The 16,016-nt window shown below is 44.7% G+C and carries 7 protein-coding genes; all 7 read right to left on the minus strand.

Annotated features, from left to right (window positions below; genetic code table 11):
- Nucleotides 1–359 precede the first annotated feature (359 nt).
- The 7 genes from X939_RS0111835 to X939_RS0111865 all read right to left on the minus strand — a co-directional run bounded on the left by X939_RS0111835 (nt 360) and on the right by X939_RS0111865 (nt 15,886).
- Complete coding sequence (locus tag X939_RS0111835) at nt 360–2,726, minus strand: GH92 family glycosyl hydrolase (RefSeq protein ID WP_025763487.1); 2,367 nt, start codon at nt 2,724–2,726, stop codon at nt 360–362.
- Between the two features lie 58 nt (nt 2,727–2,784).
- Nucleotides 2,785–5,574: a heparinase II/III domain-containing protein gene (locus X939_RS0111840; RefSeq protein WP_044199266.1), complete on the minus strand. Its 2,790-nt coding sequence runs from the start codon at nt 5,572–5,574 to the stop codon at nt 2,785–2,787.
- A gap of 278 nt (nt 5,575–5,852) precedes the next feature.
- Nucleotides 5,853–7,664, minus strand: coding sequence for a RagB/SusD family nutrient uptake outer membrane protein (locus tag X939_RS0111845; RefSeq protein WP_025763489.1), 1,812 nt, complete (start codon nt 7,662–7,664; stop codon nt 5,853–5,855).
- 18 nt (nt 7,665–7,682) lie between these two features.
- Entirely contained in the window at nt 7,683–11,048 is a 3,366-nt protein-coding gene (locus tag X939_RS0111850; protein ID WP_025763490.1) for a SusC/RagA family TonB-linked outer membrane protein, read from the minus strand.
- 44 nt (nt 11,049–11,092) lie between these two features.
- Nucleotides 11,093–12,082, minus strand: coding sequence for a FecR family protein (locus X939_RS0111855; RefSeq protein WP_025763491.1), 990 nt, complete (start codon nt 12,080–12,082; stop codon nt 11,093–11,095).
- A gap of 53 nt (nt 12,083–12,135) precedes the next feature.
- Nucleotides 12,136–12,810 (minus strand): sigma-70 family RNA polymerase sigma factor, encoded by a 675-nt coding sequence (locus X939_RS0111860; protein ID WP_025763492.1) that lies wholly within the window; start codon nt 12,808–12,810, stop codon nt 12,136–12,138.
- A 223-nt stretch (nt 12,811–13,033) separates the two neighbouring features.
- Complete coding sequence (locus tag X939_RS0111865; protein ID WP_025763493.1) at nt 13,034–15,886, minus strand: TonB-dependent receptor; 2,853 nt, start codon at nt 15,884–15,886, stop codon at nt 13,034–13,036.
- Nucleotides 15,887–16,016 lie beyond the last annotated feature (130 nt).

The raw sequence follows: 16,016 nt of genomic DNA on the forward strand, positions 1-16,016 counted from the left end.
TATTCTAAGGAACTGGTAAAGATCCATAATGGCAAGTGAAGTAGCTAATCCTGGTATTCAGGGTATCTGATCTTGGCAATTGGCCTGCTTAAATTCTAAGTGCTTTCACTTCGCCGGGGGCCGATGAGTCAATTATTTCCCTATATCCAACAGAGAATAGCTATAGCTCCAAGCAGTAAACATGGGTCTTTGAACCATTTAAAAGGAAGAACTAAAAAAATAGCATGTCCAGCACTAAAGGCGTGAACATGCTATAGGGGTCGTCTGGAAACCGAAATTAAAACAGCTGAAATCGAATTTTCTCTAGCCCATTGCGTTGTACGTCTGCATTACAAACGGCTCAATTCAGACTATCTAGATCAAGGTGTCATAGAAGGCGGTGCCTGCTCTGGGGCACTTCCCCATGTTTTATTGGGACTTTCCCCGACAGATAGTTTCATATTTCCTCCTTTGGTCAGCGTTTCGTGCAGAATCCAGGGCTGATTAAGGTTGGATCCATTTAATGAAGCATTCTGTATATAAATGGCCCCTTTAGCTCCCTTTAAGTTCTTTTCGATTGTAAACGTTTTTCCTGAATAATATTTAGGATTGAGCTTGATGGTCACCTTGTCAAACAGGGGAGTAGTAACTTCATAAAAAGGTTGTTCACTGGTGCCTCCGTTGGTAGAAAAAATTCCAATTTTAAGCAGTACAGCCAACGAACCCATCAAACCCTGATCCTCGTCTCCACTATAGCCGTATTGCGGAGAGAGGTCGCTATATACTTTTTCAATAACTTGCTGCGTCCAATACTGTGTAAGCCAGGGCGCTCCCGAATAATTGAACAAATAGGCCGTCTGCATGCAAGGCTGATTTCCATAGTTGATATATACTTTTCTATTATGCTCAAGTGTTTCCCCCGCATGATTTTTCCCGGATACAAAGTCATGTTTCTGAGCATATTCAAAGGATTGATTTAGCTTGTTATTGAAGGCCTCTTTGCCGCCCATTAGGCCAATTAGTCCTTTTAGATCGTGAGGTACAAACCAAGTATATTGGGCTGCATTTCCTTCTACCCAGCCATTCATATACCGTAATATATCTACTGGTTGTGTCCATTGCCCTAAACTATCCCGGGTCCACATCCATCCTATATCTTTATTATAAATGTTTTGATAGTTTAATGCCCTTTTCGAAAAGCTTTGAAAATCCTCGGTCTTCCCAAGCTTTTTTGCCAGCTGCGCCAGGGCATAATCCTGATAGGCGTATTCCAACGTTTGAGCCGAACCATCTTGATGGCCTCCATAGCGCTTTTTACTCAAAGGGTGGGGGATATAGCCTTTTTCTATATAACTTTCGATACCTCCTCCTTTGAAGGTGGTATGCTCGTAGCCAGCTTTACTCATCATGCCTCCTGGTAAATGATTTTTTACAAGCCCTTTGTAGGCCTTTTCAATATCAAAACCACGAATTCCTTTCAGGTAGGCACTGGTTATGAAAGGGGTAGAGGAAGCTCCTGTCATTACATAAGTATAATTCCCTCCAGAGGGACCCCGAGGTATAAGTCCGCCGTCGTCATACATCATCAACATCGATTGAACAAAAGACTCCGTGACTTCCGGATAAACCAGGTGCCATAACGTATTCAATGACCACTGTGCTCCCCAGAAAGAATCAGAATTATGGTGGGTAAACAGGGGTTTGCCTGCTTTATCCAGGGGGATTTGTTTTGTTTTTGGCGTGTCGCCAGTATTATCCGTGTATTTTCCATTAGCATCGCTGATGATACGTCTGCCTTGTAAAGCGTGCCACAGATCGGTATAAAAGCGTTTCTGCTGGGTATCGGTACCTCCTTCTATCTGGATACGCCCTAACTTTTCGTTCCACTCAGCCCTGGCGTCTGCTACCACCCGGTCAAAGTCCCAGTGATTAAGTTCTGTGTCTAAGTTCAGCTTAGACTGCTCTTCGCTCACATAGGAAATGGCCACCTTCATTTTTCTGACTTCATCCTTTTTTGTGGTAAAGCTTAGATACGCCCCTATCTTTTCTCCCTGAATGGATTTGCTAACTCCTTTTAGCGATCCGTGCTGCCAGGTATTAAAGGAATCAAATGGCTTATCGAACATTGCCGTAAAGTACACCTTTACTGGTTTTGGCCGCCGGCTGGTGGCAGCCATGATGGCGTAGCCACTAATCTCCTTATCACTAATCATCCGTATGCTGCCTCCCTCCTGTTCTGAGGGACCTAATACGGTAGTTAGATCAAAAAGTATATGGCTTTGGGCGGAAGCAGGAAAGGTGTAACGATGAAAGCCTACACGAGTTGTAGAAGTAAGCTCCGCCTGGATCTGGTAATCGTCCAATACTACCTTATGGTAGCCTGGCTTGGCGATCTCTTTGTCATGCGAATATCGGGATTTATAAGCCTCAGGGCCCTGATGCCCCTTAAATTCACCTGTTGAAGGCATCACAGGGATGCCCGATAATTGCCAGGCATGGATATGGCTGAATGCGCGTATATATGGTTCGTCGTAGCGATATCCCGAATTCCATGCTCCGTTCAGGACCATGTCCGGGCTCAGATTGACCATACCAAAAGGTCTTGTAGCCGAGCTGAAGAAGAACCAACGCGAATTGGCTGAGTCTACAAAGGGATTGACCAGATCCACTGGTTCCTGCCTGGCCTTAAAGGAAAATAGGAAAAGGGTTAAACATACTAAACCAAAATGGTACGTCTTTCGAAACATGGTTAATGGGGTTTTGGATGATATGATGTATAGATTAGTTAAAGGGAATACGAGGGAATTATTCGGTACTAAGATTTAGTTCAGCGAAGTCGATAGCCTGGCTTATCCTGTATTCCAGGTGCCCGGGCTTCTGCCGGCTGGGTGTGGCGCCAATTTTCTCTAATATTTCGCCATTACGGTAGGTGAATAGCAAAGGGTAGTGCTCTCCTCCGGGATCAGGAATCCGTAATAGAATTGGCTGGTCGACTTCCAAGCGGTAACCCTGGGGGCTCTTCTCAAGACTTCCCGTAAAAGAACTACCTAGTGCATGCATACTCCAACCTTGATAATCAATCTGATAGGTGTCTGCTGCAAATATAAACTGGGCACCAGCGTCGCCGTGCTTGTGGCGTATTACTGACAACAGCCCTTTTTGGTAAAAATCTTTCTGTTGTTCAATCCTGTTACTATTCGATAGGCAGGTGATAATATCTGATATTTCCCCTTCCATCAGGACCCGTGCCTGGGGGCTTTCGGATGCATATTCTACGGTACGAATGGGGTTCAGCGAATCTTTTATGGTGGGATTATAAAGCACCGTAAAAGGGTTTTGCCAAGCCGCCGTACGACGTTGGACAATCAGGGTAGGGATAGAGTCCTGAAGCATAGCCCTGGGTGCCGTGCCTTCAGACAGTGCATTTGATGGGGGAGACAGCGCCGTAAAGATACGTTGATTGTCTGCGCCTTTAATCCATAGATTCATCAGAAGCTCAGGTGCGCCGTCGACGGCCAGACTAAACTCCGCTCGAAGGGGCAGGTTGCCGGCAAGTCCCTTTTTCCGTGAAAGGTATTGATAAGCTTTGAGATCGCCTGCCTCTAGGCCCAGCTCGCTAGCCGGTTCGAGTGTATATGCTTGCTGATCCATCCCTATCATGCTGAGTCTTTGACCTATATTATGATAAATATAGTCGTGTCTTTGCTTGGCTTCAGTTCGAACCTCCGAGCGGAAGACATCAAGCAAATAGCCATGGCCACTCGGTGTTTGGATAAGGATGGTAGTTCTTTGCTGGTCGGCCTGGGTAGCTGGTTCACTGAAAGACATCTGAGCAAAGGAAATTTTGTCGAATCCAGGCTTCGGACGATTAGCCTCAGGATAATGAGCATCCAGGGTAAAGGGATGTTGCCCTCGCATGGCAGCGTGTCCCGACTTCCCATTTACGACTACCGTATTATGAGCGGGAAATTGTGCATAATAATCCCGGTGGTCCGGATGCCAGTAACTGGGGCCCTTCCCCATATCAGGCCCCATGACATAGCCATTAGCAAAAAATTCTAAGGCTATACCATTTGCATGGGCATGGTTGCCATAGGAACCTACCGTGGCGGCCATGAGGCCTCCTTTTACCTGTGTCATACGTTGGATAAATAGGCTGACGTTTGGAGCATAAAAGGTGGGAGTCGTCAGCAGGTCTATACTGGCAGGTGCATCGGTTTCTGGAAGCTGATCCACATAAAAGAAAAGGTCGAACAGGTCATGGGCTTTCCTTTGATATTGCCCCTGTTGAATAGACCTGTTTAGCATTGCGGCTATCTGCTTCTCCTTGTCAGTTTCCTTATGCTTTTGATAATTGCTGATCATCAATTCAAAAGTTGCCGGGGGGATGGAGCTATGCCGGGTATCTCCGAAGCCGACCGTATAGCCGCTTGGAAATAAGTACTGAAAAGAGGCCCAGACCGATTTTTCGATAATTGGATAGCTTTTAAGCTCATTATTTCCGGTATGGTGGGCCAGCAGGGTTAGTATGTGCAGAATGGACTCCGTAACATGTAATGAATAAGCTGGCGACTCAGGCCATATACCCGTTTCTTGATCGTATACCCGAATCGATTCCTGGATAGCCAGTTGCCGGTCGGTAGAGGTTTTGAAAATGTGATCGAGGAAATATTGCCTACCCTGTCCATTGTCATATTTAGAATTTTCATCCAATAATAATGCTACATACATCAAAAAATTGGCCTGAAAAAGATTCCAGTTATTATCTGCTACCCCATTTTTAATAATTTGGTTGCCCCATTTCTGAAATACTGAAATGGTTTGGGGCCGATTGGCGATTTCTAAATAGTCATGTAAAAAATCATAGATCAATGCCAGTGGAATCAGGCTTTTTTCGTGTATGACTTCGAAAGTAGCTAGGCCAATGATGTCTTGTTGGTGCGTTTTATCCAGATCGATGGGAGCCTGCCGGTGATACATACCATTGATATAGGTTTGAAATATGGGCTGCGCAAATTGGGCATATGTTTTCTCTCCAGTGAGCCAATACAAAAAGGCGGCATCCTGGGCCAGAAGTAAAATCGTATGATTAATTCCCTCAATAATATTGCCCGATGCACTGGGATGAATCCATTCAGGTTCACCGGTTTTTTTATTGATTAGGCGAACTCCTCTTTTGTCGTCCTGATAAGGAATTATATCTTCTAAACGGGGCGCGCGATAGTCTGAAGCCCAGTCCCTACTGCCCGAAAACCGAACCGTGGGAACAGGTGCATCACCCGCAGAATGCGAAAATTTGCCCCCCTTCACAAAGACCTGGTTATGTCTCGTATTCCAGTTCATTTGTAATCTGGATACCAGCCAGGTTGTATCAGCCTTCCAATAAGCCATATAGGGCTTTAACTTTGATTGCAGAGATTCTACGTACTTTGCTTTCCATTTGGTCCCTTCCAGCGATTTTAAGAATGAATCTTTTTGATCGTAGTGGATTAGAATGCGTGGGTGGTTTTCGGAAGAGGCTTGAGCTAGAACCGGTAAGGTTTTAGCCCATACGGCCATTACAAAAAGACAGGATAAGGCATAGCTACTTTTCATCGAGATGGTATGAACAAGACTGATTATGAAATAAAAATGACCGGCGATCATAGATTACCAGCCATTTTAACTAACCTTTAAATCGATTTCAGGAAGTTGCTTGCTGCAGTCGCCATAGAAGGAACCGAATACGCCAAACTTCCTTCAGTGGTATGTACATCTTGTGGTATATTTACCGCAAGATGTACATGATAGTTTATTGTTTTTTTGTGAAAAGGTTTTATTTAATTGATTTTGACAAGTGGGAATGAGCGCATTTTCAATTGTGCAATCGTTAATTAATAGCCTTCATTTTGTGGAATAACCGACGAGGCACGATCGAGCTCCTGCTGAGGAATGGGTCGTAACAAATGGAACGAAGCGATTTTATTACTAATTCTAGTCCAGGGGTTCATCGCTTTAGCCCTTTCAATTAGCTTGTTGGTTCTTTTAAGGTCGTACCAGCGCATTCCCTCGGCTAAGAGTTCCCTTCCGCGTTCATCCAATATCATATCGATGGTGAGGCCACCTGCTTCGGCTCTATAAGACTTGCTGGCCAGAGAGGCATAGTCACCAGGAACTGCAGCACCCATAGGGATTTTGCCTGCGTTGGTGCCGAGAGCCCGATCCACGATTTTGTTATAATAGACATCGGGAGTACCTAGTTTTGCTCCAGTGGCTCCTTTAAGGATGGCTTCTGCGGCGATCAGGTAGGCCTCGGCCGACCTGAACAAAATAAAATCTAAGGTGCCATAAGCATCACCATAGGGAATGCCTGGCTGCCAAAATTTCCACATCATAGGATATTTCTGCTGCACATGGTAAGCCGACTGAGCGCTGATGGCAAACTGATCGGTATTGAGTACAGCATATCTTTTCGTTCCTCCTACATCGATACCTTTCTCGGATTCGGTGGCGGGCCTGTTCCAGGGGCTGAAATAGACCACCGTGTCGCCTACGGCAATATCAATTTTTAATGTAGAATTTCCCAAGACCGGTTTGAAATCCTTCACAGGCTGAAGCGCATAAAGTGCGTCTACGAAATTATGAGCATACCTGGTATCGAGTTGGGGGTCGTAGAGCCGATATGCGCTGGGGCTTACCGTATAGTCGTTCAGATGACGATTATAATCACTGGAGCGTCCCTTGGACCCAGGAATATCCTCAGCCCCGCTACCAAAAATCGAGTGCGCATTATTTCCCCCATCATAGGTGAGTACATCTTCACTGTATTGCACAGCAAACACGATCTCGGGATTCCTGTCATTCTGAGTAGGGAAGGTCTCTTTCAGAGGATTTTTAGAGTGCTTGGGAAAAAGATCAGTATATTTCGCAGTCAAGGGATAGGCCTCGATAACCTTATCGGCATAGGATAGAGCCAGGTTGAAGTCGTTGCTACTACCTCCTAAAGCGTTATTGAAGTTCCAGCCGCGGGTAAGGTATACACGGGCCAATAAAAACTGCGCAGCACCTTTCGTTACACGGCCATAGTCTGTGGCGGTTACAGGAAGAACCTGTTCGGCTTCAGTCAGATCTTTTATGATTTGGCTATACACCTGAGCCGAAGGGACCCGGGTTACTTCTTTACTATAGGTTGTCGACTCTTCCAAAGGCATGGGCACATCGCCAAACTGCTGCACCAGGTGAAAATAGCTGTATGCCCTTAAAAATTTAGCCTCAGAGAGTCTAACCTGTTTTAAGGATTCTGCCATGCCCTGTATATCCTTTGCCCGGCTTATCGCGGTATTAGTACGCCCGATTTGCTGATACAAGAGCGTCCAGAAAGCATTGACACTCCCATTGGAAGAATTGAAACGGACATCATATTGGTTAAGCGCATCACCGGTATTGCCCGCTGTAGCTTTATGCCAGCCCTCATTGGTAAACAAATCGGTACCTTCAAAAACCAGATCCCGCTGTTCGGTGATCTTCCTTAATAGGGGATAGCATGCCTTGACGAGGTCTTCATATCCGGCTGCATCTATAAAATAACTATCGGCAGTTTGAGTTGACACGGGATTCTCATCTAGAAAACCCTGGCATCCTCCCAGCATAAGTAGGCCCATGATACCAAAGGTGGCCAACTTTTTAGATTTTAATATATTAGTCATGAGAATGATATTTTAGGATCAGAAGGATAAATTAATGCCAAAGAGCAGAACAGAACTGGGCACGTCGTCATCGTAAGCGCTGGAGTTATATTCAGGGTCCAGACCATCAAACTTGTGGAAGACAAAGGGGTTCGAAGCCTGGGCATACATTCTTAGGTTACTCATACCATATCGCTCTAGTAGTTTGGAAGGTAAGGTATATCCCAGCGTAATATCGGACACACGGACAAAGCTGGCATCCTGATACTGTACCGCAGCCCGATAGGGGTTCGCTGCTACCACACCATAATAATCATTGGATGGGTTCTGGCTAGTCCAATAATTCAGCTTAAGATGATTATAGCGGCCACTGCTAATATCACCCATCGTGCCACTGAGCATGTTATTACGATACTGGGCTCCCTGGCGCGTATAGACGAAGAAAGAAAGGTCTATATTCTTATAGTTAAAACGGTTTGTTACACCCAATAGCCATTTGGGCATTTGTGAACCTATTACCACCCGATCGTCGATGCCTTCTGTTGACGATATTTTGCCATCTTGATTCTGGTCCACTACCCGTACAGAACCTGGTACCTGTCCGTAAACTTTGGCTTGATCTGCTTCGCTGGTCTGCCAGATACCGTCAAACTGATAAGAATAATTGACTTTAACAGCCTGACCTACAAATAGACTATTGCCCTTGTCTTCAGTAATGCTTCCACCATATAATTCTAATATGGTATTCTTATTGGTAGAGAAATTAAAGTTTGTACTCCACTTGAATCCTTTAGTATCGAGATTAATCGTGTTCAAATTAACTTCTATTCCCTTATTCTGTATTTTTCCTACATTGGCCGTAACCTGGTCGAATCCTGTGGAGTTAGGGATTTTTTGGGCCAAAATAAGATCAACCGTTTTTCTGTCGTAAAGCTCAATGGCAGTGGTAATCCGATTTCGCAAAAAGCCCATGTTGATTCCCAGGTTAAACTCTTTGCTTTTCTCCCATCTTAAATCCTTATTGGCAAGATTACTCGGAGTAAAGCCATAGGCTGGAGTGCCACCGAAGTCATAATTTGTTTTAGAAATATTGGCCTGGGTTCCGTAAGGGCTCACAGTAGCATTACCAACTACACCATAACTCAATCTGAATTTAAGATCGGAGAACACATTCAGGTCACGAATAAATCCTTCGTCACCTGCTCTCCATGCCAAGGCTGCAGAGGGGAAAAACGCCCATTTATTGCCTTCTGAGAGCTGAGATGCCCCGTCGGAACGACCCGTAAGTGTTAATAAATATTTGTCCCTGAAACCGTAGTTAATGCGACCCATATAGGAAAGTAGGCTATTTTCGCGCAGACTACTCCCAACCCCGGTAATGTTTTCGGCTGTTCCCAAAGCATACCAGCCTGATGAATAAGGCAGGTTGTTGACAGAAATGTTAGAGGTTTCGTATCGATTTTTAAACGCACTCTGGACGGCCGTTACGGTCAGGTTATGAGCCTCCTTCTTTATATTATAGTTCAATACATTATCCCAGGTAAATGACCCTTCAATCCGGTTGTCATACTGTGCCCTGGGTTTTTGGGTCGTAAGCTGCGACTTGGTATAGGTTCCTCTATAGTCTCCCTCCCGTTCAGTATTATAGGCTGTAGATAGCGACGACCTAAAGCTAAGCCCTTTTGCCAACTCAATTTCTGCATAGGCATTGGCCAATATTGCTGAACCCTGGATCTCATGTCGGAAATTATCCCTTTGGCCCTCTACGATTGGGTTTATTACCTGCTTGTCATTAATGCCCATCCATACCGCATAGCCCTGATAATCTATATCGCTGCTTTCGGCGGGGTTGAGCAGGTCGGCAAAGCTGTTCACCCCGGTAGGCCGGGCACGATAGGCCGAGCGGATTGCTTCGTTGGAGCCCTGCTCAAAAAGGTTGTAAGTGTAATAGGAGGTAAAGCCTACTTTCACTTTCTTGTTGAGCTGACTATCGAGCCCTCCTTTGATACTATAACGCTTAAAACCAGTCTTGGCCACGCTTCCTCCTTCTTTCATAAAGCCTCCTGAGAAGTAATAGGTTGTCTTGTCACTACCCCCTGATACCGCTATAGAATGACTGGTTTGTAAAGTAGGTTGGGTCAATAATTCAAGCCAATTGGTAGACTGGCCCGATTCTACCGTGGCCATTTCTGTGGAGGTGAATTTTTCCGAAACTCCTCCATCCATCAGACGGTCGTCATGGTAGGCCTTGTAAAAGTCTTGGGCCGACATGAGGTCGGGCAAGTGATTTGGGCTCTTTTGGCCTACATAAGCATCGTAACTTACCCTGGGCTTGCCGGAAATTCCTTTTTTCGTGGTGATGATGATTACCCCATTGGCTCCTCTGGATCCGTATATGGCTGTTGAGGAGGCGTCTTTGAGCACATCCATCGATTGGATGTCGCTGGGATTCAAATTGTTGAGGTTGGCGCCCATAACCCCGTCGATTACGACTAAAGGCTCATTGGTAGAATTGATACTGCTTTCACCTCGAATATCAATGCTGTAACCGGCTCCAGGCTTATTACTTGTCTTTTGAACATTTACTCCGGCAACCTGACCTTGTAAGGCTTTTGCGGCTTGAACAGGGTTGCCTCTCACAATGTCCTTAGACTGGATGGAGCCGACGGCCCCCGTCAGATCATTCTTTTCAACTTGTCCATATCCGATGACCACTACTTCGGCAAGTGCGCTCTCATCGGTCTCAAGGGTAATGTCGAGAACCGATTGGTTGCCGATAGGGATTTCCTTTTTTACATAGCCTACAAAACTAAAAACCAGAGTAGCACCTTCTTCGGGGACGTCCAGCTGAAATTTGCCGTTTACGTCTGTCACGGTTCCACGTTGCGTATTTTTGATGACCACACTGACCCCAGGTAGGGGTTGGTTCTTTTCGTCGAGAACGGAACCAGTAATCGTTTTTTCGACCGTTTTATAGTTCACTGCCCCATGCTCAGCACTTAAGAAGTTGGGTGCTCCAGGATGTTCGTTAGGTATATTCCCTGTTGAACGATCCATGTTTTGCTCCTGCCTTCCCTTCTTGAGAATTACATATGATCCTCCTTTTTGCCTTTCAAATTCTAAGCCGACACCTGGGAGTATTTTCCCAAGATTATGTTCCAAACTGCGGTTCCAGTCGATATCCGAAGCGAGAATCAGCCGATCGCGTACCGATCGATCGGCGTAGAGAATGTCGACCTTGTAATGCTGTTTAAACCTTGTCAAAAGATCCGTTAGCTTAACGGAGGCAGTCGATCTTTCCTTGGTGTAAGGCGCTACAGGTTGCTGAAAAGCAAGTGTCTGTGCCTTAGTTGGTGGGTTGAATCCCAGCACCAGAAGCGAAAGTATTCCAAGTTGTAGTTTCATGTTTTAGAGAGAATTAGGTAGTGGTTTTGTCATTATTGGATGTGTTACGAGGTAGGTTTAAATTCAATTTTATTCCCTTGAATGCTATAGCTTACATCCAGAATTTTGGCAATCGACTCAATCAATTCGGGACCATTGCTCGCTTTGAAAGAACCGGAAATGGTGAGTTCCTTTAAGGATTTATCTACGATCAGTATTTTATAATTATAATGCTCCTCCAGCCGGGTGGCTACTTCGAAAAGGGGAGTCTGGTCGAACTCAAAACGATCGTCCTTCCACGGGGCATAAAGGACTTCTGCTTTCAGGCGCCTCTTATGGACCGACCCTGTTTTTTCTACAGAGATCATATCCCCGGGCACCATTTCCAGATTGTTACGGGTTTCTCCCTTTTGCTTTTCTATGCGCACCTTCCCTTTTTTTAGGACCACTTCTGTTTTACGGTTACGATTGTATACAGTGAATTCGGTGCCGAGGACGATGACATCAACCTGATTGTCAGTACGCACGATGAATTTCTGATCGTTTTTAAGATGTGTCACTTTAAATTCCGCTTCGCCCTTGAGGGTTACTTCCCTGGTACTGATTCCAAAATTCCATCTGGGAACGCGTAGGGTGGAGTTGGCATTCAGGGTGACCACACTTCCCTCCGATAATTGCCAGGATCTGACTTCCCCCGCATCGGTACTAAACTCCCGATAACGGATTGTATCCTTCATTAAAACGGCTGAGGTTGCCAGCAATAGCAGGCTGGCAGCGATCCAGAGGGCCGTTCGAACCCATTTCGTGGGAGCTGTAGTTTGTTGAACCTTCTCCTGAATGTCATAATGTCTCAGCTTCTGCCGAAAATTGGTTTCGGCCCGATTAAGATCGATCGGGAACTGGGGCCGGGAGGACTCCCATTCTTCCAGATATTTGAAAAACAGCTCTTCATTTTCTGGTGTTTTTACCCATTCGTCGATCATTCTTCGCTGCATGACGGTAGCGTTGCCGGCAAAGTGATCGAAAAGGATAGCCTTGGAAATTTGTGCATCCATGGTTTTTTATGGTATGGCAACAGGAAGTTGCCCTTATAGGTTAATTGAAATTCTTAAAGGATATTGACCATGACCAGCAAGGATAGAAACCATTTGTTTTTGATTGCTTCCCGAATGGTTTGCGAAGCGCGATAAATCTGTGTGTCTACCGTTCTGGTTGAAATGTTGAGCTTTTGCGCAATTTCTTTCATACTGTTACCATCCGTATGATACAACTGATAGATATGGCGACGGCTGAGGGGTAAAGCGTTAATTGCTTTTTCGTAATCCTGATAAAGTTCTTCGTATTGGGTAATATGGTCGGGCTGCTGATGCTCGGAATCTAAAACATCATAGCCTTCAGTGAGCGATATTTTTTTCGTCGCTTCCCATTTTTGATAATTATAACCCCGATTTCGTACTGTTTTGAATAGGTAGGCACGGTAAGAGCAAGTAATATGTTCAAAGGTGCGGTTGGTATAAAATTGCAGAAATATATCAGAAACCAAATCCTCGGCTACTTGTTTGGATCCTACAAATTTGACAGCATGCGTACAGAGTACACGATAGTACCTGGAAAATAATAGCTCTACTCCTTTTTTTGGATCCTGCTGGATACTCCTTCTAATAAATAATTCGTCTTCTACCACGAATCCCTTCTGGCCTCCCAAATCAGTTTCTTGCTGGGAGGGACTTAACAAGTATCTCTCCTGCTCATTATCCGAGTGTCCAGCAGTATTGAGTTTCATATTTCGTAAGTGATAATTTTCTTAAAAATAGTAATGCCATGGTTCTTGCCTGTAAGACAAGTAAAGGGCATCCTATTCCGTACAAGATATTTAATTATTTTTTGTTTTAATTGTATCCTGAAGGTTAAATGATAGGTTAATCTTCCTCATATTTAATAGTAATAGCCTGACTGTCAAATCATAAGTTGATTGACGGTCAGGCTATGTAAAAAATAAATAATACTTATAAAATTCCTTCCCAGGTTACAGACGCATAATACATCCCGCCAATATTTGGACCTGCGGCATATTGATAATAACGCTTGTTAAATAAATTACTTCCGCCTGCTTTGATACGGAGCTGCTGCCGGGGAATGGTGAGGCTAATTTGACCATCCACCTGATGAATGGCTGGAACCATGCCATTGGCAAGAGGACTCTGCCATAGAAAGGTCTCCTGCCAGCGGTATGTTATATTAAAGCCAAAATTTTTATATAAGGACGGATTGCTAAGGCTTAGGTTGCTCACCAGCCTAGGGGTGTTAAATCCGGTAACAAATACGTCGGCTTCGGTATTGGCCCTGATGTTATTATAATTTATATTAGCGCTGACGTGATATTTTTTGATGGGCCAGAATTGAATTCCCAGCGAAGATCCATAACTGCTATAGATATTCTTGGCATTCGTATATACCCTATAGCGGGTCTGTTTGCTTCTGGCCAGCATATTCAGTACCGCAGCCTCACTCCCGATCTGGCCATCGACAGGTACTGAAACCTCTACCTGACCCAGAAAATTATCATAACGATTCAAATAAGCGTCCCAGTCGATGACAAGTTTGTTATTTAATATGATACTTCTATAGCCCACTTCATAGGATAAAATCCTTTCAGGGCGTAAGTTGCCCAGGTTCGCACCTACCAAAGTACCCCGATTGCGAAGGGCAGCCAAATTCTTTTCCATTCCATTGGCTATATCCTGATTTACTGCCGCTATAAACTGATTGATAGATACTTGTGTATATGAATTTTCATTATAACCTAAACCTTCGTTTATTTTGGCAAGTCCTCCTACTCTGCGAACATTGCCATTGTTTACATAGGACAGGGCTTCGAAAAGGGCAGGGAACCGATACCCATTCTGAATAGATGCCCGGAAATTATGCTGTTCCCATGCGGTGTATACCAAGGCAAGTCTAGGATTGAATTTGGGGCTGAATTCGGGATTATGATCCAATCGGCACGAAATGTTTAGTTTGAGCCGGTTAAGAAACAGCATTTTGGTTGCAGAAGCGAAAACTCCATATTTACTATAATAAACATTACTTCCGAAACTGCCATCCTCCATTTGATTGGTTCTTTCGGCTAAGGGACGTTTGAAGTCCACAAAGTTGTTTCCATCGGGAATGACTTCATATAAACGGAAATCTCCTCCTATCAAGAGGTCCATAAACTTTATATTTTCAGCAAAATGGTACTGAAGGTCTGCATGATAGGTTCGGCTGTTCTGCCATAATGCGGCCCCTCCCGTCTGTGGAGCACCCTGGACATTGGCAGCGATGTCCCAATTATTAATACCAATAATGGTATTTTTCAAGTCGGCAAAAGCCTTGGTGCCAGGTTCTACACGCCCCTGGTCGGCAACCGACCGGGCATTGCTAAAGGCTTTGGGCAGGGAGATCCCCCCATCAACACCTTCCTGCAGAGCCTGCTGGAAGCGGAGTCCCCACTCGGAATTCGAGCCGTTATTTAGGTCTAAGTTGTCAGCCAGTGGCTTTAAATTGTAGGACTTTCCCGTATTTTCCAAAGTGGTATAGGCCCTAAATGTGAGCCCATTGCCCTGTAACTCAATCCGATGATTCTGGATTCGTACATCCTCTAATTTGATCTTGTTACCTCTTTGAAACAGACCATTCATCTGACCGAAGCGATATTGATACGAAATGGTTAAGTTTTCCGAAATTTTGTAAAACAATCCTGCGTCTACCTTGACGTTCTTAACGGAAGGGTCGTAAAGGTCCTTTTCCCAATAGCCTGTCCTTCTGACATTGAATGTATGGGTTTTGCCTTCATATTGTATGGATACCGGACTATTATTATTGGCTTCGTCTCCATAGCGGTTCCAGGCATCATAAGCCGGGTGGTCTGCCAACGATAGGGAGGGAAAGGAAGGGTTGGCCGTAACCATATCATTTGGGTTCTGATCGGTACGGTTGTCCGAAATCCAGTCTGTACCTCTCAGGTAACTTGCATTGATTTTGAAAGCGAATTTTTTGCGTATTACGCCCGCATAACGAAGGGCTGTTTCGGTAAGGGCCGCGGCACTGTGCTCCGGCCCGTTTATATGATTAACGCCAACTTTCTGATAGATACTTAATCCTTGATGGGTAAAAGGAGACCGGGTCGACAGGTTGGCCAAACCATTAATGGCATTCATCCCATATATAGCTGATGCAGCACCGGGTATGATTTCTACCCTTTCGATGTCCAGCTCTGTGGGTCCTATGGCATTTCCCAAGGGTACACCCAATGTTGCTGCCTGCATGTCAACTCCATCTACCAATTGCGTGAATCGGAAGTTATTAGGGCTGTTGAAACCCCGGGTATTGGGGACCTTAAAGGTGAGACTGGAAGTTGTCATTTGAACACCTTTCAGATTTTCCAGAGCATCGTAGAAACCAGGGGCTGCCGCATTTCTGATCGCTTTAAGATCTAGCATTTCAATAGCCATGCTGGACTTCAATAGGGTCTCTTCCACTCTGGAAGCAGTGATCACAATCTCCTGACCAAGAATAGCTTCTGGAGTGAGACCTATAATTATAGGTTGAATTTCGGTAATAGTGATATCCCGACTAGCATAACCTATGGAGCTAAGGTGTATGTTCCAGGGTAGTGGTGTTCTGGAGATAAGTTCAAACTGCCCCTGTCCATCAGAAATGGCTCCTTCATACCCCCCTTTGATTTGTATACTGACGCCAGGTAGCCCCTTAAGGGTTTCCTGGTCAGTAATGCTTCCGACCAGCCTGTGGAAGGAGGCTTGTCCCTTTCCCGTCAGGGTTGCCATGGTTAGCAAAATTGTAAAAATGTACCTGCTCATATGGTTGCTCTCTATTTTCTTAGTGATAATTTCAATGCAATATTATTATAAAATATTAAGTCTATAGATATAGTAGAGTATATTTTTTTTAAAATTTATAAATAGGATTAAATAAATAGAGCGATGCTAT

It is taken from the genome of Dyadobacter tibetensis Y620-1 (genome assembly GCF_000566685.1).
GTDB classification, from domain to species: Bacteria; Bacteroidota; Bacteroidia; order Cytophagales; family Spirosomataceae; genus Dyadobacter; species Dyadobacter tibetensis.

What these genes read in the sequence shown, in the direction of transcription:
- X939_RS0111835 (WP_025763487.1), bottom strand. Translation starts at nt 2,726, where the DNA reads ATGTTTCGAAAGACGTACCATTTTGGTTTAGTATGTTTAACCCTTTTC.
- X939_RS0111840 (WP_044199266.1), bottom strand. Translation starts at nt 5,574, where the DNA reads ATGAAAAGTAGCTATGCCTTATCCTGTCTTTTTGTAATGGCCGTATGG.
- X939_RS0111845 (WP_025763489.1), bottom strand. Translation starts at nt 7,664, where the DNA reads ATGACTAATATATTAAAATCTAAAAAGTTGGCCACCTTTGGTATCATG.
- X939_RS0111850 (WP_025763490.1), bottom strand. Translation starts at nt 11,048, where the DNA reads ATGAAACTACAACTTGGAATACTTTCGCTTCTGGTGCTGGGATTCAAC.
- X939_RS0111855 (WP_025763491.1), bottom strand. Translation starts at nt 12,082, where the DNA reads ATGGATGCACAAATTTCCAAGGCTATCCTTTTCGATCACTTTGCCGGC.
- X939_RS0111860 (WP_025763492.1), bottom strand. Translation starts at nt 12,810, where the DNA reads ATGAAACTCAATACTGCTGGACACTCGGATAATGAGCAGGAGAGATAC.
- X939_RS0111865 (WP_025763493.1), bottom strand. Translation starts at nt 15,886, where the DNA reads ATGAGCAGGTACATTTTTACAATTTTGCTAACCATGGCAACCCTGACG.